Source organism: Chryseobacterium takakiae, assembly GCF_900129385.1.
Lineage (GTDB): Bacteria > Bacteroidota > Bacteroidia > Flavobacteriales > Weeksellaceae > Chryseobacterium > Chryseobacterium takakiae.
Genome location: NZ_FQVO01000011.1, coordinates 43,392 through 67,232, shown reverse-complemented (window position 1 = coordinate 67,232; position 23,841 = coordinate 43,392). Strand labels below are relative to the sequence as shown.

The 23,841-nt window shown below is 35.2% G+C and carries 21 protein-coding genes; 6 read left to right on the top strand and 15 right to left on the bottom strand.

The features are described from left to right. Positions 1-16 precede the first annotated feature (16 nt). From BUA76_RS14295 to BUA76_RS14275, 5 genes are all read right to left on the bottom strand, one after another. Entirely contained in the window at positions 17-790 is a 774-nt protein-coding gene (locus tag BUA76_RS14295; protein WP_072885478.1) for a hypothetical protein, read from the bottom strand. A gap of 40 nt (positions 791-830) precedes the next feature. Next, complete coding sequence (locus tag BUA76_RS14290; protein WP_072885477.1) at positions 831-1,700, bottom strand: esterase-like activity of phytase family protein; 870 nt, start codon at positions 1,698-1,700, stop codon at positions 831-833. Positions 1,701-1,704: 4 nt separating this feature from the next. Next, positions 1,705-2,784 (bottom strand): FUSC family protein, encoded by a 1,080-nt coding sequence (locus BUA76_RS14285; RefSeq protein ID WP_072885476.1) that lies wholly within the window; start codon positions 2,782-2,784, stop codon positions 1,705-1,707. A gap of 1 nt (position 2,785) precedes the next feature. Then, positions 2,786-3,553 (bottom strand): nucleoside triphosphate pyrophosphohydrolase, encoded by a 768-nt coding sequence (gene mazG, locus BUA76_RS14280; protein WP_072885475.1) that lies wholly within the window; start codon positions 3,551-3,553, stop codon positions 2,786-2,788. A 1,032-nt stretch (positions 3,554-4,585) separates the two neighbouring features. After that, positions 4,586-5,122 (bottom strand): hypothetical protein, encoded by a 537-nt coding sequence (locus BUA76_RS14275; protein WP_178337342.1) that lies wholly within the window; start codon positions 5,120-5,122, stop codon positions 4,586-4,588. Between the two features lie 881 nt (positions 5,123-6,003). Here BUA76_RS14275 and BUA76_RS14270 point away from each other — a divergent pair. Then, positions 6,004-6,351 (top strand): helix-turn-helix domain-containing protein, encoded by a 348-nt coding sequence (locus BUA76_RS14270; protein WP_072885473.1) that lies wholly within the window; start codon positions 6,004-6,006, stop codon positions 6,349-6,351. Between the two features lie 95 nt (positions 6,352-6,446). Here BUA76_RS14270 and avs4 read toward each other — a convergent pair whose 3' ends face one another. From avs4 to ruvX, 5 genes are all read right to left on the bottom strand, one after another. Continuing rightward, positions 6,447-11,114, bottom strand: coding sequence for an AVAST type 4 anti-phage nuclease Avs4 (gene avs4 / locus BUA76_RS14265; protein ID WP_072885472.1), 4,668 nt, complete (start codon positions 11,112-11,114; stop codon positions 6,447-6,449). 52 nt (positions 11,115-11,166) lie between these two features. Continuing rightward, complete coding sequence (locus BUA76_RS14260; RefSeq protein WP_143149916.1) at positions 11,167-11,634, bottom strand: hypothetical protein; 468 nt, start codon at positions 11,632-11,634, stop codon at positions 11,167-11,169. 263 nt (positions 11,635-11,897) lie between these two features. Continuing rightward, complete coding sequence (locus tag BUA76_RS14255) at positions 11,898-12,461, bottom strand: DUF5606 family protein (RefSeq protein WP_072885470.1); 564 nt, start codon at positions 12,459-12,461, stop codon at positions 11,898-11,900. A 99-nt stretch (positions 12,462-12,560) separates the two neighbouring features. Continuing rightward, positions 12,561-13,133 (bottom strand): peptide deformylase, encoded by a 573-nt coding sequence (def, locus tag BUA76_RS14250; protein ID WP_072885469.1) that lies wholly within the window; start codon positions 13,131-13,133, stop codon positions 12,561-12,563. After that, on the bottom strand, positions 13,130-13,546 hold the full coding sequence (gene ruvX, locus BUA76_RS14245) for a Holliday junction resolvase RuvX (RefSeq protein ID WP_072885468.1): 417 nt from the start codon (positions 13,544-13,546) through the stop codon (positions 13,130-13,132). The genes def and ruvX overlap by 4 nt, the downstream gene beginning before the upstream one ends. Positions 13,547-13,657: 111 nt before the next feature. Between ruvX and BUA76_RS14240 the strand changes: the two genes are divergently transcribed. Next, positions 13,658-14,137, top strand: coding sequence for a SixA phosphatase family protein (locus BUA76_RS14240; RefSeq protein ID WP_029298721.1), 480 nt, complete (start codon positions 13,658-13,660; stop codon positions 14,135-14,137). 800 nt (positions 14,138-14,937) lie between these two features. Here the strand turns inward: BUA76_RS14240 and BUA76_RS14235 are convergent. Then, a complete protein-coding gene (locus tag BUA76_RS14235) occupies positions 14,938-16,482 on the bottom strand; it encodes a serine hydrolase (RefSeq protein ID WP_072885467.1) in 1,545 nt (514 codons plus the stop codon). Between the two features lie 244 nt (positions 16,483-16,726). Here BUA76_RS14235 and BUA76_RS14230 point away from each other — a divergent pair, with 244 nt between their 5' ends. The 4 genes from BUA76_RS14230 (at position 16,727) to BUA76_RS14215 (ending at position 19,168) form a co-directional block, all read left to right on the top strand. After that, on the top strand, positions 16,727-17,224 hold the full coding sequence (locus BUA76_RS14230; protein ID WP_072885466.1) for a metallophosphoesterase family protein: 498 nt from the start codon (positions 16,727-16,729) through the stop codon (positions 17,222-17,224). Between the two features lie 81 nt (positions 17,225-17,305). Continuing rightward, on the top strand, positions 17,306-17,800 hold the full coding sequence (locus BUA76_RS14225) for a Smr/MutS family protein (RefSeq protein ID WP_072885465.1): 495 nt from the start codon (positions 17,306-17,308) through the stop codon (positions 17,798-17,800). An 18-nt stretch (positions 17,801-17,818) separates the two neighbouring features. Further along, a complete protein-coding gene (locus BUA76_RS14220) occupies positions 17,819-18,535 on the top strand; it encodes a DUF3822 family protein (RefSeq protein ID WP_072885464.1) in 717 nt (238 codons plus the stop codon). A gap of 60 nt (positions 18,536-18,595) precedes the next feature. Then, the gene (locus BUA76_RS14215) at positions 18,596-19,168 is read left to right on the top strand and encodes an RsmD family RNA methyltransferase (protein WP_072885463.1); all 573 of its coding nucleotides are present in this window, start codon (positions 18,596-18,598) and stop codon (positions 19,166-19,168) included. Between the two features lie 76 nt (positions 19,169-19,244). Here the strand turns inward: BUA76_RS14215 and BUA76_RS14210 are convergent, their stop codons facing one another. From BUA76_RS14210 to BUA76_RS14195, 4 genes are all read right to left on the bottom strand, one after another. Further along, positions 19,245-20,042 carry a T9SS type A sorting domain-containing protein gene (locus BUA76_RS14210; protein ID WP_178337341.1) on the bottom strand — a complete coding sequence of 266 codons (798 nt, stop codon included), beginning with the start codon at positions 20,040-20,042 and terminating at the stop codon, positions 19,245-19,247. A gap of 699 nt (positions 20,043-20,741) precedes the next feature. After that, positions 20,742-21,572 carry a glutamate racemase gene (murI, locus tag BUA76_RS14205; protein WP_072885461.1) on the bottom strand — a complete coding sequence of 277 codons (831 nt, stop codon included), beginning with the start codon at positions 21,570-21,572 and terminating at the stop codon, positions 20,742-20,744. Positions 21,573-21,681: 109 nt separating this feature from the next. Then, positions 21,682-22,806 (bottom strand): radical SAM family heme chaperone HemW, encoded by a 1,125-nt coding sequence (gene hemW / locus BUA76_RS14200; protein ID WP_072885460.1) that lies wholly within the window; start codon positions 22,804-22,806, stop codon positions 21,682-21,684. A gap of 50 nt (positions 22,807-22,856) precedes the next feature. Further along, complete coding sequence (locus BUA76_RS14195) at positions 22,857-23,807, bottom strand: PorP/SprF family type IX secretion system membrane protein (RefSeq protein WP_072885459.1); 951 nt, start codon at positions 23,805-23,807, stop codon at positions 22,857-22,859. Between the last annotated feature and the right edge of the window lie 34 nt (positions 23,808-23,841).

Below are 23,841 nucleotides of genomic sequence, written 5' to 3'. Positions count from 1 at the left end.
CTGCGGTTTTGTTTTATTATAATGTAAGAATTATCTGCCCGTCTGAACCATAGGAATAAGTCCATTCTGAATGACCGCTTCCAGGAAGAAATTGTGGATTCTGAAGGTCCTGAACAGTATAATCGATCTTTCGATAATTGTTTTTTGATAGACTTTTCTCGTAAAAATTATCATTGCATACATACAATTTTTTAAAAGGATTTTTTGCAGTATCGAAATTTGAATAAAAAGTTGTTGTAAGTTTAGAATCTATGCCTCCGGATTTTTCTAATTTTTCACTTTTAATTAAATTCTGGTTTGAGTCAAAGAAATATGTTGTAAAATATTCCCATGTATATTTCTTTTCATGTACAATAATCTTGTCTGCCTGGTAAGTGTATATTATCTCTGAAAATTGGGAATCTGAACTATCATACAAATACCTGCTTTTAAGCTTTCCGTTCTCCACATTACAGATTTCTTTCTTTGCACCATTACCTGCTATTTCTGAATGTTGAATAGATATCTTGTCATTATTGTAAGAAAACAAAGAATATGGATCTGTCATAAAAGTGGTAATACCCGGAGCTGGTGACATAATTTTACCGGAAGCCTTTTTCAGAAGACCATTTTCATATGAAAATTCGTAATTAAGATGCGGATCAATTGAAGAATAGCTCTTAGGAAATGAAGCGATAAAAGCGGAAATTTTTTCTGGCTGTAACTCCTGATCAACAATTGCTGCGCTCTCATCATTATCACACGAAGAAAATATTCCTGCAATACATAAAATATAAAAAAATTTTTTCATAGTTATTTTTAAGTCGCAAAAATACAATTTCTGGCAGAACTCAGAAAGAAAACTTATACACATTCCCTCCTTCTTTTCCGTCCTTTTCATCGGCAATGAGCAGGGTTTTATCATCAAGGAAAACAACCGCTTCTTTTTGGGAATTGTGGTTCAACGGAACTTTTTGAATTTTAGTTTTGCTAAAATCGTCCGCTGAAAAGCCTGTAAGAATCTGCACGTTTTTATGATTTAACAAAACAATTTTATCTTTGGCACTGTTAATCGCTGCAGAAGTAATCGCCGCATCGCTGTACCCTCCCTGCAGCTTTAATTTTCCGACTAATTTCGCTTCAAAGTCGCCTGCTTTATTAGGAATCCGGAAAACAAGAAAAGTCCCGTTGAAGCCTTTGCTTCTGTTTTTGGTGAAGAGGTAGAAATAGCCGTCCTTTTCTACAAAAGCTTCGCAATCATACAGCCAGTTGGACTTTTTTGGAGGGAATTCTGTCTGTCCTTCATAATGGAATGTAGTAGCCTGGGTAACTGTTGCGGATTTCTGGGAAGCCTCTTTCAAATCAACTTTTAAAATCGATAAATTGCGTCTGTCGTTGTCATTATTTCCAAAGTCACCGATGTAAATATTTCCCTGGGCATCTTTGGTTATATCTTCCCAATCGTGGTTTTCCGTATTTTCTACGAGCACATCAGCAATCTGGTTTCCCTGCCGGTCCAGTCCGTAAATCACATTCTTATTTCCCTGATCTTCAATCGCCCAGATGGTATTTTTATCTTTTGATAATGTAATGCCGGAAACTTCCTTGAGCTTTTTAGGCAAAGAAAACTCTACCGTAAGCGCATCGGACTTCGGAGTATCCTGAGCTTTCGGATTGCAACTCAACAAAAGAATTGATGATAAAATAAGAACGCGCAACATATTTTTATTTTTTTAATTTTTTAAACTGAAAATAAGAGAACCTGATATTCTTCTCTAATTTATTAATCATTTGCTGATGGTGAAGGAAAAATCCTGCCCCCAGACCAATAAGACTTCCGATAATGGTGTCTAAAAGTCTTGCCTGCATCAGGATTTCCACATTATGATGAACTTCACTCGCCGTTTCGGTGAGGAGAATGGTTAAAGGCGTTATAAAAATAACCGCAAAACCATAATTTCTTACAATTAACAATTCAATGATGAATTGTAAAACGGTGATAATGACAATCATCACGATCTTTTCCGGATTGAATATCAAAATAATCCATGCCAGTCCGATTCCTATGAACGTTCCCAAAATCCTGTGCATGTTCCGTTGTCTCACATGTTCAAAATTTCTTCCCTGGATGATGGCAACCGCGGCAATGGAAATCCAGTAGGTATTGCTAAAATGCAACAGATGTCCGATTATTAAAGTGAGCGCCATAAAGAAACCGATGATCGTACTTTCCACAAATTTGGTATATCTTCTTTTATTAAATGTTCTTCTCGGGACCGCAACCACTTTGCTTTTTTCGATGAACACGGAATACAAAAATGCAAGGGAACAGGATAATATCGCTCCCATCGCAACCAGTCCGACACGTGCCGGAATCAATTCCGGATCAAACGGGTACGTACTGGCCATCGCCGCAACCATAATAAAGAAAAAATTTCCCGGAGGCGGAATTTTATAATACGAAGAAATAAAATGTGCCAGAAAAGCAATCACACCCAGCGACAAAGCTCCGGCATATGCATTAAACCCGAAGAACGAACTTACCGAAAATGAAAAGACAATTCCAAAAGCGCATACCGCGAGATGAATCATTCTCTGCGTAATCGGTGCCGAAGTGAAATATAAAATCGTTAAAGCTCCTAAACTGGACAATGCCCCGTAATTCGGCTTTCCGGAAAAATATCCGATGAAAAGGCAGCTTCCGATGCACAGCGCGGCGAGAAAAGGAAAATGCCATTTTCTTTCCGTTTCCTTAAACTCCAATAAATACTGAAACCTGTGATGGATCGGGTTCTGTACTTTCATATTACTGCAATTGTTTTGCTTCTTCCCAAAGGATATCCATTTCTTCCAGAGACAAATCGGCCAACTTCAGATTCTTTTCCGAAGCTAAGTTTTCCATTTTCTGAAACCTTGAGATGAATTTTATATTGGTTCTCTCCAGTGCAGAATCGGGATTGATGCCGACAATTCTGGCGTAGTTGATCAGGGAGAAAAATACATCGCCCAGCTCCTGCTCTTTTTTATCTAAATCGGTTTCGTCGTGAAACTCCCGGATTTCTTCATCAACCTTTTTCCACGCATCTTCCGCATCATGAAATTCAAAGCCGATGCCTTTTACCTTATCCTGAATCCGGTATGCTTTTACCAGGCTCGGCAGGCTTTTCGGAACACCACCCAGAATGGATGTGTTGCCTTCTTTCAGCTTCAATTTTTCCCAGTTCTGCTTTACCTCTTCTTCGTCTTTCACTTCGGTATCTCCGTAAATATGAGGATGGCGGAAAATCAGCTTTTCATTCAAAGAATTGATGACATCCGCAATATCGAAACTTTCTTTCTCGGAACCGATCTTTGCATAAAAAACCAGATGCAGTAACACATCGCCCAGCTCTTTTTTGATTTCCTGTAAATCATTTTTCAAAATAGCATCCGAAAGTTCATAAGTTTCCTCCAGCGTTAAATGCCGAAGCGATTCCAGGGTCTGTTTCCGGTCCCACGGACATTTTTCGCGCAGATCGTCCATAATATCCAATAATCTTCCGAAAGCTTCCAGTTTTTCCTGTTTGGTATTCATAGTTGAGAATTCAAGTCTTACAAATTTACGGGAAATATTCTGTTTGATTCTTTTGTGGTAAAAATTTTAAACCACAGATTTACGCTGATTTTCACGGATAATAGCATGGCTTCAGAAAGCGGAACACGAAGTTTGCGGAGAAAATGTTCCTGCATGCTGCTGAAAGTTTCACAGAGACGTTCTACTTATAAGAGGCCACTAAGTCTGGCGTCAAGACAATTGATCAAGCTATCGACGGTTCTTCTGAAAGCAATGTTATAAAAATAGATCTTCCGAAATTCACCACAATGCTTGCCATTCCCGTAGGGAATCTCAACATAGTATTAGAGATTCATATGGAAAATTAGCTTCTGGATTCTCTTCGGGAATGACAACGAGATGTATATTCTAAGTATTCCCATGAAAATCTTTGATTTTCTTCTTCTGTGCTCTAAAATATGCGCAAAGCCTCATCCTTCATCTCATGTGACTCATGTGGTTAAAATCTCCCACGGATCTCACAGATTTTCACAAAATTGCTCTTACACCTTTACTTATAAAAACTACAAAGTTTCAACACTCTGTTTGTCATCCCGTAGGGATCTCGGCGTAGTATTAGAGAAGTAATAAAAATATTGGGTTCAGATTCTATTAATAGGATTTCACAGATGATGGCGTGGCTTCGAGAACCTCAGCCACCGAACCGTTAATTTTTATGCACAAAAAATCAAAGATTTTAAATTTTTTATCCTTTTTGAACGCAGAGGTCACAAAGAAAGGTCAATTTATCCTGTTGAAAGGCGCACAGAGCCGTTTCACTTATAAGAGATCACGAAGGCTAACTCAGAGTCTCTTAACATCAAAATTAAATTTTTGATATATAAAAAAATCAAAGATTTTTAAAAACTAATGTGTTCTAAAATATGCGCAAAACTTTCTTTTAATCTATGTGACTCATGTGTTTTAATATTCTGTAAAATCCGTGAAATCCGTGCGATCCGTGGGAGAATTTTTAACACAGATGGCCACAGATTTTCACAGAGAGTTATATACTCAGTTACTTTTCCGTTGAAGTCTTTCCACGATGAGCCATGCGGCGTCCAGCATTTTAGTGAGCTGAAGATACGGAATGATGATTTTCTTTTCTTCGTCACACCCGGAATTTCCCAGTGAGAAATACACCACCGCCGACAGAAATTCATCGAAATCCCGCAAACTGCAGATTTTAAAAACGCTCCGGAATACCTCTACCGGATTTTGGTATTCTTGTTCTGAGAGAGAACCCGTCATTGTTTTGGAAAAGTTGATTTCCGATGAAACTTTCAACTTTGCTTTCTTTGCTTTTTTCGAGATCAGAAAAGAGGCCCGAACCAAAGACCGCAACGAGAGATACAACTGGAACAGTTCGGCAGGATCTTTCCTGGTCCGGGATTTTTTCTGTACGGAATTGTGCATCATGCTGCTGAGCATTTGTTTGACCTCGGTCAGGTTGTTGAACTGGAAAAATACCTCCAGCAATCCTACGGCGGAATGTTTCCGGCTGCCGGACCAGAACCGGGCTTCGAAGTCTGTTTTTTTCTTTTTCATCATTTTTAATTATCCGTTATTAAGCATCATACTTTTTAACGCAAAGAGCCGCTAAGATTTTTTTTTAGCCACTGTTTTTTAGTTCGCAAAGTTGCTTCGGCTGGCTCAGCATAAACTGTTTCACGCAGCAAATAATACATGTGCTTCAAAAGATTAACAATTGAATAAGCGTTGCTATCATTCTAATATTCATCAATTACTTTATTTAATATTCCGCAGATTGCGCAGATTACGCAGATTGGATGTGCTTTATCAAATTAAGTTATTTATCGCAAAACAAAAATGTTTACTTTTTGAGATGCTTTAAGGCATACAAAGCCACTTCGTTGATGAAGGTTATCCAAAAATTTTTCAATCTTAAAGCATACCGGAGCCGGCCTGCCTTTTATGGCAGACCATTACCGGATGTCAAAAAAACAAAAATCATCTCGCTGCTGTATGCAGACCATGTACTTTTTTAAATTCCTTTCGGGATGAAAATAATTTGGAAAATTGACAGAAAGCCAGTACTTTTAAGGGGTGAGTTTTAGCGTACTTCGGCTTTCCTTTAGGCATAAAGGAATTTCGGAGGGGTGGTTTTTTGGTAAAGCGATACCCGATTTGCCGCATTGGCGGGCAGTTTTGGTAGCGCGCTGTTAGATTTTGCAGCACGGTTCCGTTTATTCCGGAAGTGCTGAAAACAGCAGGGTTGGGATTTTCTTTCTCATCATCTGTGTATTATAAAAGTTTTCACCTGAAACCTACCCAAAGACCATATGTTGCCGACATTGTTGGCTTACGATGCGTCTTTTGAATGGGTCTTTCGAGGCTGATTGTTAATTCGCTGATACAAATATAACAATATTTTTTAAATATCCAACAAGTAGGATAAATTTTTATAATTAATGGAAAAAAATTTCAGTTTCGAAACAACTCAATTTGATTTTGATTTTGCCAATCACATTAAAAAACTAAGAAAATCAGCTGGTTTAACTAAAGAAGAATTAAGTTTGAAAATGGGTGTCGCAAAATCTTTTGTAGGAAACGTTGAATCTCATACGCAACGCCATAAATATTCTACCCGCCACATTTCGTTGCTGGCCAAAGCATTCGGCTTTAAAAATATTTCCGAACTGATGGACTTCTCTACTCCGCAACATGACCGAATTAGAGTTACCGTGAAACAAATTTATAATGAAAGCGGAACGAAGGTGATGGAAAGTGAGGTGGTGGGAATTGAGGGGATTGACTAGAAAACTCCTGAGTTTTCAGGAGTTTTTGGGTTGGTAGTTTCGTTTTAGTGAAGTTATAATAAAATTCATTGACCTTTTGAGGTTCTATATATTATTTAAAGAATGCTTTCTCTTAATAAATATCCATGTAAAGAACCTCTTTCAATTGTAAAGTCTAATATTGGAATTATTTTATTTTTTAGTTTAATTTCTTTCTTTATTTTTTGCCTATTGATAAAAACATATTTTCTTAAAAAATTTTCTAGATAATATAGAGTATTGGATTCTAAATCACCAAGATGTAAAGATTTGTTGTTTGACACAATTATATAAATCCAATCAATGCCCTCGTCTTTAAAATTTGTACCGATTGAATTTAAAACTTTGACAATGGAATACAAAACAGCTGGAATATTTCCCATCTCTTTCGAAGCATTTGTATAAAGTATCAAATTTTCTTTCTTTAAGCTTCTCCATTCTTCAATTCCATCGCGCCACCAACGCCATGCGAATAAGTAGTTTATTACAATTTCTTTTAAATAATAGCCACGTGGAATCCTGCATAACTCTTTAATTTTTGGGGTTATGTAATTCCAAATATGCCAAAATTGTTCATAATTATATAAGTAATCTTCTGCACTTACTAATTCTTCTATGAATGAAGCTGTTTCTTCATTTGAAGAAAACAAATCAACAAATGGCTTCAAAAACTTATCAATTTCACTTATTCTTCTTTGTAAAATGAAATAAGCAAAATTTTTAAAAATATTCTTACGCAATAAATAAATATTAGTACCATCTCTAAAATCATCTTTGTTCTTTCTGTCTGTTAATAACTCAGAAGCTAATATAGGCGCCAATTTTTCATAAATATCTAAATGAACTATATGTCTTGTATCAGAAGGAATTAATTGAAGTATAACTTCTAATACAGAAACATCAGATGTAGGAATATCAATAAAATTAAATGATAGATCTTCAAAAATTATATCAGGATTTCTCTTTTCAAATTCTTCCAATATGTATTTTTTAGAAATTTCTTCCCAACCAATTTCTTTCCTTTTTCCGGAGAGAATACTTTTATAAACAGGTTCGAGTTTCACATATCCAGATAGAATTGACTGTGCGATCTTAAAATTTTGTTCCCATAATTTTGACTTGTGAATTGATTCTATTACGTAATCACATATTCTTTTGTAAGCTCCTATAGATGTTTGATCCAAGAGAGCAAAAACCATAACAAAAACGTATTCTTCTGCTTCATCTGGATATTCATCTATCAATGTTGGTATTGCATGGAAAGACGCTTCGACTCCATCACTTATTTGGTAGTCATAGTGATCAGAGAAAACTTTTGATATACTAGAAAGAACTATTTCTTTACAAAATAATTTATCTTCTACTGATAGTTTGTTTTTGTACTCAATTAATAATTTAGAACAGACAAATGCAGGTATGGAATCATTAAATATTCCATTTATATTTCGTCCTGTTTGCAGTTCTTCTACAAGTTTCTTGGTTTCCAGTAGTGCTAAAATAGGATCCTCATCATATTTAGACATTTTCTTTTGATCTCTATTATTTTTAAAGAAGTCAGCCCAAAGTCTTAGTTCTGAATATTTGAACATTTCTTCGTATTGACTATGAGCCTGCTCACTTTCTCTTCGGTGTTCATCAGAAAGTTCTTTAGGACTAAACTCTATTAGCAAATTATTTTCATCTTGTTTAGTTACTTTGGGTACTAGATTTCGTCTATCCATTCTCGCCAATAAAATCCCATAAGATTTACTTGTTAAAGCGTTCAATTTATGTTGGTCAATTATATTATACAATTTTTCTATAAATTCTCTATTTTGCTGCTCTGTAAATCCCTTTACTCCCAAAAGTTGATAATTCAAAAATGATGATTCTAAATTTGTATTCCTATGCTTATCCTCACACGATTTTAATCTTTCATCCGCATATAGAAAATCTTTAATTTTATCCATACCATACCCAATTGAATACAATGATTTTGCTTGGAATTCATTTGTGCATCTAATTGTATCAAAATGAAATAGTTCTATTGTTTTGAATAAGATCAACGCAATATCATAGAACTTATCAGGATTTGCGAGCACAATGCTACAAACAACAGAGGTAAGAGAAGCTGATTTTGATTGAGTAAGAATTCTTAGAAGTATATTCTGAATTATTTCTGACTTTAATATTTGAGAAAATTCTAAAAGAGTTTTTTCAAATGCCATATGTATTGACTGTAATAGATATGGGACAACGGGACCACCAACGCCACGATACATGCCCCAAATAGAATTACTTACATATTGTATAACTTCAGTTCCATTAATGTGTATTGTAATTTTTACGACATCCTCTTTTCCATAATCAGATTTGCTATAAGATTCAACAGCTCTATTTGTAAAATCTATTATAAAATCAAGAGTTTTGTAGAATTCTATTTGTAATAACCATTTTATTGGTGTTTGATTTGCACTTGAAGGAAAATAATTGAATTCGTGTTTTCCTGCTAAGCCATATCTACTCTCCATTGTATCTCTATCATATCCAAATCTGTCTTGTTTTTGCCAAAACAAATCACACAATTGAATTACGGATAGCGGAAGTGTTTTAATTAATTCCGTTGCTATATATGGTTTCTCTAAAATTTTAGAGCAAAGTCCTTCGTACGGGTCTCTGTGTTCCGTCCATTTATTAGAAATAACTTTTTCAAATATTTCTTTTAGTTCTGTTTCAATTTCATTGGCTGCATTAAAAATTACTTTCAAAATATTTTCTTCTGCAACTTCGTGCATATAGAAGTTTTCTTCAGTTTCAGTTTTTTGAATAACACTCAACGCTAACAAGCCAGCGTATTTTGTTGTTTCTCCTGTTTTGTTGAAGTCACACCAATCAGTTAAAACTGGTAAAACAAGTTTTAAATTGTTGTCAAAAAAGTCAGATTTATGTTTGTGAATAAGAGAAATTACTTCTTCCCAACCTTTACCTTTTGGTTTTATAATTTCAATATTTTGAATTGCTGAAATATCAGTGCAGGCAATTCTTAGTAAGAACAGAATTCGTTTTAGTATGTTAAAATCATTTGCAATAATTTCTTTCTCAAAAAAGTTAAAAAATGCCTCTGAATAATCTGACAATAAAACGGAAACTAAAATTTCATCTTTCCAAAATTGTGTAACCTCACTGTTTGTAAATGCACTTTGTATAAAACTTTCAATTTCTTTACTGTTTTCAGATAAATGGTCAGATAACCACAATCTAAACGCTCTACGAATAGGTAATGAATTTCCTAAGTCTTCAAAAAATTCTTTTGTGTTTGAATAATTTGAAAAACTTCGGGAAACTATTTTGTTTAATGTCCATTCTTCATAAATGTCATGAGTAATGAAATAACCATTATGAACGTCGTCATATCCAAGTATTTCGTCTTGTCTTAATTGAAACAATGCAGACTGTGGCAAATTATCTATATTGATATAAAATCGTCCTGTTTCACATCTTTGTCTAGCAATGCTGATAATACACCTTTCCCTTTCAAGATTTAAGTTATCTTTTGTTATGGTATTTTGTATTCTCTTTTTCCAAAGCAAATCAATAAACTCATTATAATTTCCCTTTTTGTCAATGTTTGAATACTGTTGAACATATTCTCTTAGATAAAACAAGTTTCTAAGGCGTTCTAAGAATTTTTGATTGTCGGGAAGTGAGAATTTGAATTCATCTGCTATTGATTTTAATTCATCAGCATTAATCAAAGAAACGTCAATTACGTCAAATGGCAGCTGATAATTCTCCTTAATATGAAAAGTTAAGTCGTTAAGATATGCGTAACGTGTTGTAAAAATGACATTCCAATCATTCTCTTTTAACTTTTGTATTAGTGTGGTAAGAATATCGTTATTAGAAATCTCTGCGAGTTTTTCTGCGGAATCAATGACAAATATTTTAAGTGGCTCATCTTTGTAAGCATTGAGAAACTGAGCAAATGTAAATTTGTGGTCAAAGTAAAATACGTCATTAATATGATTTACATTAAGTTCATTTGCTTTAAAAACACAAATCGGTATTATCTTAAAGCAAGAATTATAAAACTCCTTAAAAATCGAGGTTTTACCGCAGCCACCTTCACCTGAAATAATTATGTTTTTTTTATTTTGAGAAGTGTTTGCAATTGCTTCAACAACAGAACTTCGGTCAATTTTAATTTGTTTGTTTGCGAATGATATTTCTGTTTGAATTGCTTGTAAAATATTCTCGTTGTGTTTAGAAATTTCATCAAGCAAATATCCTTCGTTTGGGTCAAGACTGAAAAAAATGTCATTGATGTATTTGTTATCTGGCAAGGACAATTGTACTTCAAAATGACTTGGAACACGCCATTGAATTACAATTCCGGCTATTTTTGCGGCATTCTCAATATCTATTTGATACTGTGGCTTTTTTTTGTTTTTGTTGCTGCTTTCAGAAAGTTCCTGATTAGTATAAAAAAGTAATTCGTCTAAATGCATGTTTTTAGACTTAGCTTTTTTTATTGAGTCAATGATATCACTTTTGTTGTCAGCTATTGAAGTCGTATAATATTTAGATTGAAAGCCATAATACTTTCCATCCTTTTCTATTGGTTCTGTTTCGATTCCTGCTTGATTTTTGTAACGAAATAACCCTATCCTATTATTAAACTCTGCACAAAAAAGCAAATATGACATTTGTTCAAACGCCCACGTTTCTTGCTTATCGTATTTAATATTAAAAATACTCCAATTCATTGATTTTTAGATTTCAGGATATAACATTAAATTTTCACAGTTAGTATGTATTTCAAATAATATTATTAATTTTTATAAAATTTATAATATCAAGCATTATTTCATTAGACCTATTTGTAAGTTTTAGAACTTTATTTGATTTATCAAACCTTTCCCAATCGGAGCTACCATTAATATTATTTATTTGATGCTTTATAATGTTATAGCCATTATTTATCAAGAAAGCTTCTGTGTCAAGCTGATTTTTACCGTTCAATTGTTCAGCTAAAATTAAAATATCAGGTAATCCTTTGTAATTTTGAAATCTTTGACCAAGTTTCACACCAGATTCAGAAGGAGATGATGAAATTACATATGGATTAACTTTTAAAGTTGAAAATATTAAAGGATTGATAAATAAATTCTGCCAACCAGCACGTAATTGCTTTAAAGTACGATTTTGATATTGATTAACAAAATGTAATATCGTTGAAGTCTTACCAGAGTTTTGAATTCCCTCTATTATTATAGCTAATTTCATATAAATGTTATTTAAGGTTAGATTATGGTTATGAGTCATATAACTACACAATAATCTTATTAAATCTTTATAAAATAAAATGTATTGAACTATTGAATTCAATTTCACTTATATCTTCATTACCAAATGTAATAATAAGAATTTATTCATCTTTACGGCAATCCGTATTTTCACTGAATTATTAATAGAATTTTTTTATTTTATCGCAAAACAAAAAACCCCATCAAATCTGATGAGGTTCATATTTTAAGTAAGATAAATAATTATCCCTGTTTTCTGTGCGTGCTTTTCGGAGCGGCTTTGGCTGCAGAAGTGGCTTTTACTTTTGGAGCGGCCGGCTTTTCAGCTTTTGGGGCTGCTTTTTTAGGCGCTTCTTTTTCTACGTTGAGTTCTTCCGTTGCCGGTTCGCCATCCAAAGTTTCAGGCTCTGCTTTTACAAAGCTTTCCGGAGTGATGTATCCTGCTTTCTGAAGGATGTTGTACCACTGCGCCAGCTTTTTGATATCGGAAGCATATACTCTTTCGGTATCGTAGTTTGGAAGAGAAGCCGTCATGAATTCTTTCAGTTCAGCATCCGTTGCTTTGTGGTGGATGGCTTCCTTGTACTCATAGTTTTTTGCAATATTTTCAAAAACTTCGAACAAAGGAACTTCTTTATCAAAGGTAAACATGGCGATATTATCCAGTAAGCTTACCTGGCTGGAGTTCCCGATGCTTACTTTTTTCTTCGTGGTAACATCTTCAATGATAAATCCGTTTCTTAATTGAGAAACTAATTTGTAAAGTCCTGGTTTTCCTGAAATTGAAATTATTTTTTCTAACAGCATAATTTTATTTTTTGTAAATTCTGCAATCGGCTATTCCACTTCAACAAGCTCGGTGTGACAACGTTTTGCTTTTCTAATTTTCTTTATTCTTAATGTAAACTATTTTGGAAATCTCATTTTATAATTGATGCTTACGTCACCCTGGGTAATTTTGGTCAGCTTCCCTTTTACCAGCTTCTTTTTCAGCGCGCTGAGGTGGTCTGTAAACAAAATTCCTTCAATGTGATCATATTCATGCTGAATTACGCGGGCTCTAATATCGGAAAAAGTTTCTGTATGTTTTACAAAATTTTCGTCATAATATTCGATCACGATCGTACCTTTTCTCTTCACATCTTCTCTCACATCCGGAATAGAAAGACATCCTTCGTTGAACTTCCACTCTTCCCCGGATTCTTCAAGGATTTTCGCATTGATGAACACTTTTTTGAATTCTGCCAGTTCGTCCTTGATGTCCTCATAATCCTCGTCTTCCGCCAAAGGGCTCACATCGATCACAAACAGACGGATATCCAGCCCGATCTGCGGGGCCGCCAACCCAATTCCATTGGCACTGTACATGGTCTCGAACATGTTCTCAATCAGTTCCTGCAGGTTGGGATACTCTTTGTCAATATCCTTTCCTACTTTTCTTAACACGGGGTCACCAAAGGCTCTTATCGGTAAAATCATCTTGTTCTTTGTTCTAAAAAATTCTGCAATATGATGGTTGCACTTACTTTATCTATTAATCCTTTCTGCTGCCTCTGTTTTTTATTCTTTCCGCTCTGGGAGATAAAAAAAGAAGCCATCTTGGATGTAAATCGCTCATCGAAGCGGTTGACCTTAACAGCCGGAAATTCTTTTTCAAAAATTTCTATGAACTGCAAAATGTCGTTTTCCACTTCGGAGATATTTCCTTTCAGGTCTACAGGAAGCCCGATCACGACTTCATCCACCTTATTTTCGCTGAAATATTTCTTTAAAAATTCAGTGAGAAGCGGCGTCGATACCGTATCCAGACCGCTTGCAATGATCTGCATATCGTCGGTTGCAGCGATACCACAACGTGCCTTTCCATAGTCTATTGCAAGGATTTGTCCCATAGGTTTGCAAATTTAGTAAATTTTAATGATTTTATTCCAAACACATTTTTTTTATAAATCATGTTTATTCCGCTAATTTTTTTATAATTTTAATTTTCTAAAAACGAAAATATGAAGAAACTCATTCTTGTAAGACATGCGAAGAGCGACTGGCCGGAAGAAACGGAAGACTTCGACAGACCATTGGCAGACAAGGGGTTGGAAGAAGCAATGCATATGTCCCGATTCATGAAAAATAATAACGTGGCGATCGATTATTTTGTCTCGAGCCCCGCCGTGCGTGCATTGAATACGTGCAAAATTTTCAACCAGTCCTACAACATCAATATTACAACGAATGAGAAGCTGTATAATCCTTCGGAAAGCAATTTTGAATCGGTGATCTATGATCTGGATGACAACGTGAATTCCGTAGCGTTTTTCTCTCACAACAACGGGATTTCCAATTTCGCGAATTCTATTTCCGAAGATATTTTCCATTTCCCGACCTGCGGCGTTGCGGGTTTTGAGATCGACTGCAATTCGTGGTCGGAATTTGACGGTGCCAAAAAGAGATTGATCTTCTTCTACGATCCCGGAAAGATTAAATAAAACATCGAGATTCTGTTTAAATTTTACGTAATAATTTTTGAGACATTTTTCTTAATTTGCTTCATTCAAATAAACTTTGTTTATTCTTAATTCTACATTAAGAAATTTAGTTTATTACACCTAAAATATAAGAAATCAATACATTGATTTTAAATTAAGATAATTAAGAAAATATCTTAACTTCTTAATGTTAAAATATAATTCTGTCTACTTTTTATATAACCACAAAAGTCTCAAAAGATGAGTTTGACTTATATGTAAAGTTGATGGCTACCAATTAAAAAGATCAAATAGATTAAAAAATCTTCAATTTTTATTCTTTTGTGTTCTAAAATAGGCGCAAAGCTTTATCCTTTAATCTAATGTGACTTATGTGTTTAAAAGTGTTTGTAATATTTATGGTAAAATCTCCCACAGATTGCGCAGATTTTCACAGAGAAATTAACACATGAGTCACAGAAGATTTTTTTTAAATATTGAAAATATTTCAGAGCACATTAGAAAAAAAAATCAAAGATTTTTCACTTTTGTACGCTTTTCAACATCAAGAATTCAACATCTTTATACAGCCTAACATCTTTTGCCACTTTTGCGGTTAAAAAAGTTCCCACAGATCGCGCAGATTTCACGGAGAAATTAACACATGAGTCACAGAAGATTTTTTTTAAATATTGAAAATAGTTTTAGAACACATTAGAAAAAAATCAAAGATTTTTAAAGACTTATGTGTTCTAAATATACGCAAAGCTTTATCCTTTAATCTAATGTGACTTATGTGTTAAAAAGATTTTGCGGTTAATTTATTTCCTTCTCAAATCCAGATCATCAAAATCAAAGCTGAAATCCGTCACATCGGAAATCGGTTTTAATCTCGCCGACCGGGCTTTTCCCGTTTCATCATAATCAAAAATAATGTAGGCATCGGCATCATAGCTTCTGTCGTCCCATTTGATGATGAAAGAATTATTGGAATACGGAAGCAGCTCGCCTTTTAATCTTGGAGAATTTTTGCATACGATTCTGTAGCTATTCCCCTGCTGGGAAATTTCCACATCTCCAAACCATTGATCAGTGTACGTTCCGGTAAATTGTTCTGCTTTTGGCTGAAGGTTTTTATCTTTTCTGAAAGCTTCCGATTTTGCAAACGCTTCTTTTTTCTGTTGGTTAAAACTTTCTTCCATTTTTTTCATCCTTTCGCCGTAGGTTTTCAGCCAGTTTCGGTCTGCAATTCCCAGGTAAGAGTCTTTCACCGTATTAGTAATCGTATTGAACGCCGCTCCGGACTGTTGGTTGGTTAATACGACAATTCCCAGTTTCATATCCGGAATTAAGGTAAACTGCGTAACCGTACCGATCAATCCTCCCGTATGCTGAACCTGTTTATGACCTTTCACATCACTTAAAAACCAGCCTAACCCATATCCGTAGAAACTGGTGTCATAAGGATTTTTAGCAGCAACTGCTTCAGGAATTTGGAGACTCCAAAGCTGCTGTACATTTTTATCGGAAACCAATTTTTTACCGTCTTTGGTGGTGAAATTATTAAGAAGACATTCTGCCCAAAGCATCATATCTTTGATGTTGCTCATAATTCCTCCGGCTGCATTGGCCGTTTCATTCCAGTCGTGAGGAACAGCGATGGCTTTTCCGTCAACCGGAGCGTGTGCGTCAATTTTATTGGCAACCGCCTTTGCCCTGTTGTAACTTCCGAAACTGGATGTCATCCCAACCGGTTTCATGATTCTCTGCTCAATAAATTCAGCCCAGCTTAACCCGGAAATTCTGTGGATCACTTCTCCTGCTACAATGAACATGATGTTGTTATAATCTAATGTGGTTCTGAAAGGATTTTCCGGTTTTAAATACCGTACATTGTGAACAATATCGTTGACCGTTAAATTTCCTCCTTCCGGAAAGAACATCAAGTCTCCCTGCCCCAGTCCTAATCCGGCTCTGTGCGTTACCAGATCTTTGATGGTTACATTTTGGGAAACATAGGGATCGTACATCTGGAATTCCGGGATGTATTTTGATACTTTATCATCCCAGTTCAATTTTCCTTCATCGGCTAAAATTGCAAGGGCTGTACAGGTAAAACCTTTGGAGTTGGAGGCAATGCCGACCAGCGTATTGTCGTCCATCGGCTGCTTGGTCGTTAAAGAACGTACACCAAATCCTTTAGAGTAAATTACTTTTCCGTCTTTGATTACTCCAACCGACATTCCCGGAACATCGAATGTTTTCAATGTATTTTGTACCAATTCATCCAGTTTTTTCTCTTCAACCTGCGCATTGGCCAAACCAACCGTCAGCAAAAGAAGGAAAATAGAAAGTTTCTGCTTCATTTTTTAAATTTTTTCAAATGTAGTAAATAAAGCCGTTTACAATCTCCTGCGTTGAATCATTTTTATAAAGGTTGTTTAAACTAATCAATTAATCTCTGCGCCTTTTGCTTTTAAATAAAATTTGAACATATTTTAGATTCTTCTTTTCATAATGCTCCGCAAAATTTCATTCAGAATGACATCCGTATCTATTCAATGAAATAATTTAATTTAAACTTATCTTTGTACAAAATTCAAATATTCAATGACCAAAATCCTGCTCCTTTCCGATTCCCATTCATATATCGACGACCGAATTTTAGAATATGCAGGTCAGGCGGATGAAATATGGCACGGCGGAGATTTCGGCAGCATGGAGGTAATTGAACAGCTGGAAAAAATAAAGCCGCTAAAAGGCGTTTACGGAAATATCGACAATGCAAAAATACGTTCGGAATTTCCCGAGGTGAATCGTTTCTTTTGTGAAGATGTGGAAGTTCTGATGATCCATATCGGTGGCTATCCCGGAAAATATTCTCCTTTGGCAAAACAGGAAATTATTTCAAAAGCGCCAAAATTATTTATTTCAGGACACTCTCACATCTTAAAAGTGATGTCTGACCCGAAAAACAATCTGCTGCATCTGAATCCGGGAGCCTGTGGAAAGCAGGGATGGCATAAGGTAAGAACGATGATGCGTTTCGTAATTGACGGTGCAGAAATCAGGGATCTGGAAGTTATTGAATTGGGACCGAAGTTTTAAAATAATTTTTAAACCATTAAGAAAAAAAATGAGGAGTTAAGAATAGTAAGAGATTGCTTCGTTCCTCGCAATGACAGTACTATGAAAATTGGAGATAAAGTTTCTGTAGTGGATGAAGATTTGAGCGGAATTGTAACTTCGGTCAATGGAAATATTGTTGTCTTTAAAGATGAGTACGGCTTTACCTATCAGTATCCGAAAGAAAAGCTGGTTCCGAAGATTTCCGATTTATATGAAAATATCAAAATTGTAAAAAAAGCGGAGCCTAAAAAGAATATTTCTAAAAAGCATCAGAAAAACGCTTTGGTTCTGGATCTGCATTTTCATAATCTCGTTAAAAATCCTAATGATTACGACAGTTTTGAAAGGCTTTTTATTCAGAAGGAAAGATTACTCGAAACGTTGAGTTTTTGCAGGAAAAACCATCTTAAGCGACTGGAAATCGTACACGGAATTGGCGATGGTGTCCTTCAGAGGATGGTTTTAGACGTTCTTGAAAGCCAGACCGGACTTGATTTTTACAATAAGGAAATACTTCACCATCAATCGGGTGCTGTAATGGTAGAATTTCACTAAATTTGCAGGAATTGAACTATGAACATACTTAATTTACTTTTCACCAAAGACGGATTGACGTACCAGATTGCTAAAAACAAAAGCATCGTGGAGGAAAAATCCTACTTCAAAGATGAAGAATCTCCGGAGAATCTTATTGCAGATCAGCTGGATGAAGTATTGATCAAACAGCGGTTTGATGAAATTCATGTTATTTCCGCGCTCAACCATTTTACATTGATGCCGGAAGGCTTTTCCGAACATGAAACAGGATTTGACCTGATTGCTTTTAATGCTCCCGTTGATAAGGAAAAAGAAGAGCTGATGCTGTCGATCAATGAGAAATTTAAGGTTCAGTTTTATTACACCTTTCCGAAGAATTTTTATAAAAAAATAAAAGACCTGGCTTTGCCTGTAAACTTTAATTTTTCGGGTGAAAAGTTTCTGAATTCCATTCAGAATAAAAACAATAAGGAGATTCATATCAACCTTTATCATAATCAGTGTGAATTTTTTGCCATTGACCAGAAAAAAATTATCTTATACAACAATCTGGATGTGAATTCTGAGGTGGATTTTCTGTATTTCATCATGTTTACTTTAAGCAAAATCGGTTTCGGGATCAATGAAACCCATTTCTTTGCCTACGGTGAAACTACGGAGAATGAAACTTTCATTTCAGAATTACAGAAATTTGTGAAAAATCTGAAAATCGTCTACGATAATATTCCGAATAAAAATTTTATATTAAATTAGATTGCAGAACCATATCAGGCATCATTTCCTGATATTTACTTTAATCTACAACCCAACATTATGTACAGAATCATATCCGGCAAATGGAAAGCCAAGAAGATAGCAGCACCGAGAAATTTTGACGTAAGGCCTACCACAGACTTTGCAAAAGAGGCACTTTTCAGTATTTTGGAAAACACGTATGACATGCAGTCGGTTTCCGTGCTTGATCTTTTTGCAGGCATCGGTTCCATTACGCTTGAATTTGCTTCCAGAGGCTGCCAGGATATAACTTCTGTAGAAATGAACCCAAAACATACCGCTTTCATTAATGCAACAGCTGCTGAACTGGATATGGCTTTACAGGTGAATGTTCAGCGCGGAGATGTGTTCGACTGGCTGAAAAAATTCAGGAATAAAAAGTCCTTTGAAATCGTGTTTTCCGATGCGCCTTTCGAAATGGAAGAAAAGAAGTATCAGGAAATTATTTCCCTGGTTTTAAACAATAAATACCTCAAAGAAAACGGAGTTTTAGTGTTAGAACACCAAAGCAGGATGAAATTTGACCACCCGAATTTGGTTGATACCAGAAAATACGGAAACGTGAGCTTCAGTTTTTACGAACCGAATCACGAGGAATCTGAAAATCTTTGATTCTGTTAAGATGATATAATTAAACAGAGTGGAGACATTAGCTTCCACTCTGTTTATAAAAAACAAAATTAGCTTTTTATGGATTTGAATTCTTAATCAGCTTTGCAGAAACTGTTTTTTTATCTTTTGTTTTGATACTTAGAATGTACGTTCCATCTTCTAATGTAGAAATATTTACTTTTTTATGATCACCAACATGAGCGTCCATAATTTTTTTCCCGGAAACATCATAAAAGGTTACGAATGAACTTTTTTCAGGAAGTGTAACTTCTGATATAGCCGGATTTGGGAATATAAGACTCTCGTTTTTAGACTCTTGCACTTCATTTGTTCCTAGTAAAGTTTTCTGACCTGCCAATATCGACTGATTGGGAGTAGAGTTATAGGCATAAGATTTTACTGTAAGCACTCTTGTATTGGAGAAATTTACCAAGACCCAACCATAGTATGTATTGGTTCCAATCTTAAATCTTACACCAATATAGCGATCTCCTAATCCACGAAAATTAGCATCTGTAGTACTTTCGCCAACAAACGGTTCGGGATAGGAGTTTCCCCAAGTTAAACTAGCATCTATTGTCTGGTTAGCCTGTAGAGGTACAAGTATTTTACCTCCAAAAGCAGTAACTGCCGTTCCTTTTAATGCCATTTGATTGTTAGGTCCTCCGAAGGTCATATGCATAAACCATTCATTTCCCGGCGGCCCCCAATCTTCCCATCGGAAATCGTATTCTTTAGTTCCATCACTATTAAAGTCTATTGGAATAATATCATTATATGCACCACCATTTGAATACATCGTAATTGTAAAATCAGGGATAATATCCTTGTAGACGATCTGCGCCTTAAATAGCTGAAAAAATGAAACTATCAAGAAAACACATGTGAGTTTCGTGAAGATTTTTAAGTTTGTTTTTCGAAAAAGTAATTTTTGCACCATAATTTGTTGTTTAAAAGTTAAAGCACCAAATATACAATTTTTATTAATATCACAATAAAATATTTAATTATATGAATTAAATTCAATTATTTTAAAAATTTAAACAATAATATACAAATTATTGTCATATAAATAATTTATGATGCAATATCAATATTCATAAATCTATTATGTATTTTTATCAAGAAGGCTTATAAAGCTAACACTCAATTTTTTCTGCGGAGACTTATTGTATTTCGAAATGCCAGTAAAATAATTCATTAGATCGCATGATGCTAATGAAAATACGAAAGTTTGTTTGCTGTAACCATCGGAGAATGATCTAAAAACAACAAAACCAAGCGGTACATACGCCGAAAAGAAGATTACAAATTAAGAATTTAATTATAGACATTAATAAACCTAATTTTTCAGGAGCTTTTCTCGCTTTCCATTACAATCTTTTTTTGCAAAAAAGGATTTTCATTGCAATCGGGGCTATTATAGTTTACTCAGTAGTATATAGACCTTTTGTTATCCCGTAGGAATCCGTTTGCGTATGCTTCGTTTGGATCTTTACGGGGTGACAAAGTGCATGGTTAGAATCAACCAGCCGAAAAAGATAAAGCTGTTTCCGGTAGAAACAGCTTTTATTTACAACACTTTTAATTCAAGATCGATGGTTTTGCCAAAAAATTTCTTTGAAATTTTCTCGAAGTTTTTAGTTAGATCCGAAAGGTAAAAATGATAGTTCGGATTCGGGTTCTGATCATTCAGCAGATGATATTTATCCAGAATACTTTTCAGATGATTGGCTACTATATTTGGAGAATCAATCACACGGACACGGTTTCCGTAATACTGTTTGATTTCGTCAATAAGAAGAGGATAATGAGTACATCCTAAAATTAAGGTCTCGATATTTTTCAGCTTACTGTTGCTCAGGTAATTATAAATAATCGCGTGGGTAATCGGATGGTTTTTAAAGCCTTCTTCAATGGCAGGAACCAATAGCGGTGTAGCCAGTTCATCCACTTTAATCCACTTATTGTGTTTTCTGATGCTTTTTTTATATAAGCCCGAATTCACTGTTGCTTTCGTTGCAATTACTCCCACATTATTATGAATTTCGTACGAAACTTTTTCTGCAACAGGATTGATCACGTCAATTACCGGAACTTTTCCTGCCACTGACTGCATGACTTCGTTCAAAGCATTTGCCGTGGCGGTATTGCAGGCAATCACTATTGCTTTACAGTTCTGCTCCAGCAAAAAATTGGTGATCTTTGTAGAATATTCAATGATGGCTTCCCTGGATTTTTCACCGTAAGGAAGATGTTTGGTGTCGCCAAAATAAATAAGATCTTCATGAGGGAGAAGCCTCTTAATTTCTTTAGCAACCGTTAAACCTCCAACTCCGCTGTCAAAAATACCAATCGGCTGTTTGGATGAAAGATGAGCGTAATCTTGCTTTTTCGTTTTCAAAATTGAACTGAAATTTTATACAAAAATAGTGAAATTGTTGGATGCCTGAAGCCGGAAGCCGGAAGTTTTTTACAAACCATTCTTCTGTCGCCCGGTTCAAACCTTCTATCTAAACCATAAACAAATCCGCAGCAATTCCGTCTGCCATAAACCAATGTCTTTCAGGTATTTTTAAATGATTTTCTTCAATGACCAAAATACCTTCTTCAAGCTTTGATTTAATTTCGTTATAGAAATATTCCATTATTTCACCGTTGAATTTTTCATTCAGACCATTGAGATCAACACCCCAGGTTGTCCGCAAACCGATCATCATCATTTCGTTAAACTGATCCTTCTGTGAAAGAATTTCTTGCTCTTTTGCCAAAAGACCGGAACTTAATTTTTTAACGTATTGCTGATTGTTGGCAACATTCCAGCTTCGGACATTAAATCCGTTGTAAGAGTGTGCCGAAGGCCCAATTCCCAAATACTCTTTATATTTCCAGTATGCGGAATTGTGCCTTGAGTAAAATCCGGGTTTTGCAAAATTGGAGACTTCGTAATGTTGAAACCCTTTATCTTTAAGAAAATCAGATAAATAATAGAATTCCTGATTCTGTTCTTCCTCTTTCGGGCTGATTATTTTCCCCTTTGAAATCCAGTTTCCCAACGCTGTTTTGGGTTCTACTGTTAAAGCATAAGAAGAAATATGCGGAACTTCCAGCGCAATCGTTTTATTTAAATTTTGTTTCCAGATTTCCATATTGGAAGTTGGCGAACCGTAGATTAAATCAATACTTAAATTCTCAAATCCGAAATCTTGGGATCTTTTAATCGAGTCCTCTGCTTCGGAGGAGCTATGTGCACGGTTCATCAGTTGTAAGTCTGCTTCAAAAAAACTCTGCGTGCCGATAGACAAGCGGTTTATCGGAGAATCAGAGAGCCCTTTCAGAAAGCTTTTATCCAGATCATCGGGATTGGCTTCCAGCGTTATTTCAATATCGTTTTCAAAATTAAAATGTTTTACAACCTCATCAATTAGAGATTTTATTTCATCCGGTGAAAGTATGGAAGGGGTTCCGCCTCCAAAATAGAGAGACTGAAGGGTTTTATTTTGCAATTCATCCTTCCTGAGGAGGATTTCCTTCTTCATCGCAGCCAGCATTTCATCTTTAAAATTCAAAGATGTTGAAAAATGAAAATTGCAGTAGCTGCATTTCTGTTTGCAAAAGGGAATGTGAATATAGATCATAAAAAAAGCTCTGAAAAATTCAGAGCTCAAATTTATTTAAATTAAATCAATTAATATCTATAACCTCTGTGGTTAATAAAGTTATCGAAGTTGTATCCAACTCCAAGCATGAAGCTGTTTCCTCCATATTCCTGGATATCAGACAATCCGATGTTGTAAGTTGCACCAATCATAAATTTGTTGAATCGTACTTTCACTACCGGCGCAATCTGCAATTGCTGGCTGTCGAATCTGTTCTGAACAGATCTGTAGTTTACCCCGAAAGAGAATGCATTGATATCATTAAAGAACGTTGCCATCAAATTGTAATCAATCGTTCTTGTAGAGTTTGTATTAAGGTTGATTAAAGCTGAAGGAGTGAAATAGATATTATCACCTACATGCCAGTCATATCCTAAATTTAAAAAGAATTTAATTGGAGAAGGCTCACGTCCGTTAACAATCGCTTCGTCGTTGGTAAGGGCAATATCATTCACGGAAACTGCTGCAAAGATATTTCTGTACGTTGCCGCTACCCCGAAATTTGCATAAGCCATAAAAATGTTGCTTTCACTTCCCTGTAATAAAGGATCTGAAGCATCCTGTGTATTAATTTTTGAATAATCAAAATTCATGTTGTAGAAGCTTACGCTTGTACCGAAAGAGAATTGGTCTTTTCTGTCTCCTTCGCTGCTAAGAGGAATAAAATATGAAGCACCAGCCGTAATACCTCCTGCAGAAATAGGACCATTACTGTCTCTGAATACAGATAAACCTGCTCCTACTCTATCAAAGATGTTCGCGTTGATCCCCACGGATTGTACATTAGGAGACTCACTGAACTTCGAAAATTGCTGCTGATAGTTAAGATTAAGTTGCACATAGTCTGTTTTTCCGTATTGTGCTGGGTTGAACAGAAACTCACCATCCAAAAGGTATTGTTGATAGTATGGTAATGTTTCTTGTGCTTTGTATGCATTTGACAAAAGAGCTAAACATACGATAGCATATAGTTTTCTCATAACAAATCTTGATTTCAATTCAACAAATATAAAA

Bases quoted from the DNA above. Each gene is read 5' to 3' on its own strand.
- BUA76_RS14235 (WP_072885467.1), bottom strand. From the start codon at position 16,482: ATGAAGCAGAAACTTTCTATTTTCCTTCTTTTGCTGACGGTTGGTTTG.
- BUA76_RS14215 (WP_072885463.1), top strand. From the start codon at position 18,596: ATGTACAGAATCATATCCGGCAAATGGAAAGCCAAGAAGATAGCAGCA.
- BUA76_RS14240 (WP_029298721.1), top strand. From the start codon at position 13,658: ATGAAGAAACTCATTCTTGTAAGACATGCGAAGAGCGACTGGCCGGAA.
- BUA76_RS14230 (WP_072885466.1), top strand. From the start codon at position 16,727: ATGACCAAAATCCTGCTCCTTTCCGATTCCCATTCATATATCGACGAC.
- avs4 (WP_072885472.1), bottom strand. From the start codon at position 11,114: ATGAATTGGAGTATTTTTAATATTAAATACGATAAGCAAGAAACGTGG.
- BUA76_RS14195 (WP_072885459.1), bottom strand. From the start codon at position 23,807: ATGAGAAAACTATATGCTATCGTATGTTTAGCTCTTTTGTCAAATGCA.
- BUA76_RS14295 (WP_072885478.1), bottom strand. From the start codon at position 790: ATGAAAAAATTTTTTTATATTTTATGTATTGCAGGAATATTTTCTTCG.
- def (WP_072885469.1), bottom strand. From the start codon at position 13,133: ATGATTTTACCGATAAGAGCCTTTGGTGACCCCGTGTTAAGAAAAGTA.
- ruvX (WP_072885468.1), bottom strand. From the start codon at position 13,546: ATGGGACAAATCCTTGCAATAGACTATGGAAAGGCACGTTGTGGTATC.
- mazG (WP_072885475.1), bottom strand. From the start codon at position 3,553: ATGAATACCAAACAGGAAAAACTGGAAGCTTTCGGAAGATTATTGGAT.
- BUA76_RS14275 (WP_178337342.1), bottom strand. From the start codon at position 5,122: ATGATGAAAAAGAAAAAAACAGACTTCGAAGCCCGGTTCTGGTCCGGC.
- BUA76_RS14220 (WP_072885464.1), top strand. From the start codon at position 17,819: ATGAACATACTTAATTTACTTTTCACCAAAGACGGATTGACGTACCAG.
- BUA76_RS14260 (WP_143149916.1), bottom strand. From the start codon at position 11,634: ATGAAATTAGCTATAATAATAGAGGGAATTCAAAACTCTGGTAAGACT.
- BUA76_RS14255 (WP_072885470.1), bottom strand. From the start codon at position 12,461: ATGCTGTTAGAAAAAATAATTTCAATTTCAGGAAAACCAGGACTTTAC.
- BUA76_RS14285 (WP_072885476.1), bottom strand. From the start codon at position 2,784: ATGAAAGTACAGAACCCGATCCATCACAGGTTTCAGTATTTATTGGAG.
- BUA76_RS14290 (WP_072885477.1), bottom strand. From the start codon at position 1,700: ATGTTGCGCGTTCTTATTTTATCATCAATTCTTTTGTTGAGTTGCAAT.
- BUA76_RS14270 (WP_072885473.1), top strand. From the start codon at position 6,004: ATGGAAAAAAATTTCAGTTTCGAAACAACTCAATTTGATTTTGATTTT.
- BUA76_RS14225 (WP_072885465.1), top strand. From the start codon at position 17,306: ATGAAAATTGGAGATAAAGTTTCTGTAGTGGATGAAGATTTGAGCGGA.
- hemW (WP_072885460.1), bottom strand. From the start codon at position 22,806: ATGATCTATATTCACATTCCCTTTTGCAAACAGAAATGCAGCTACTGC.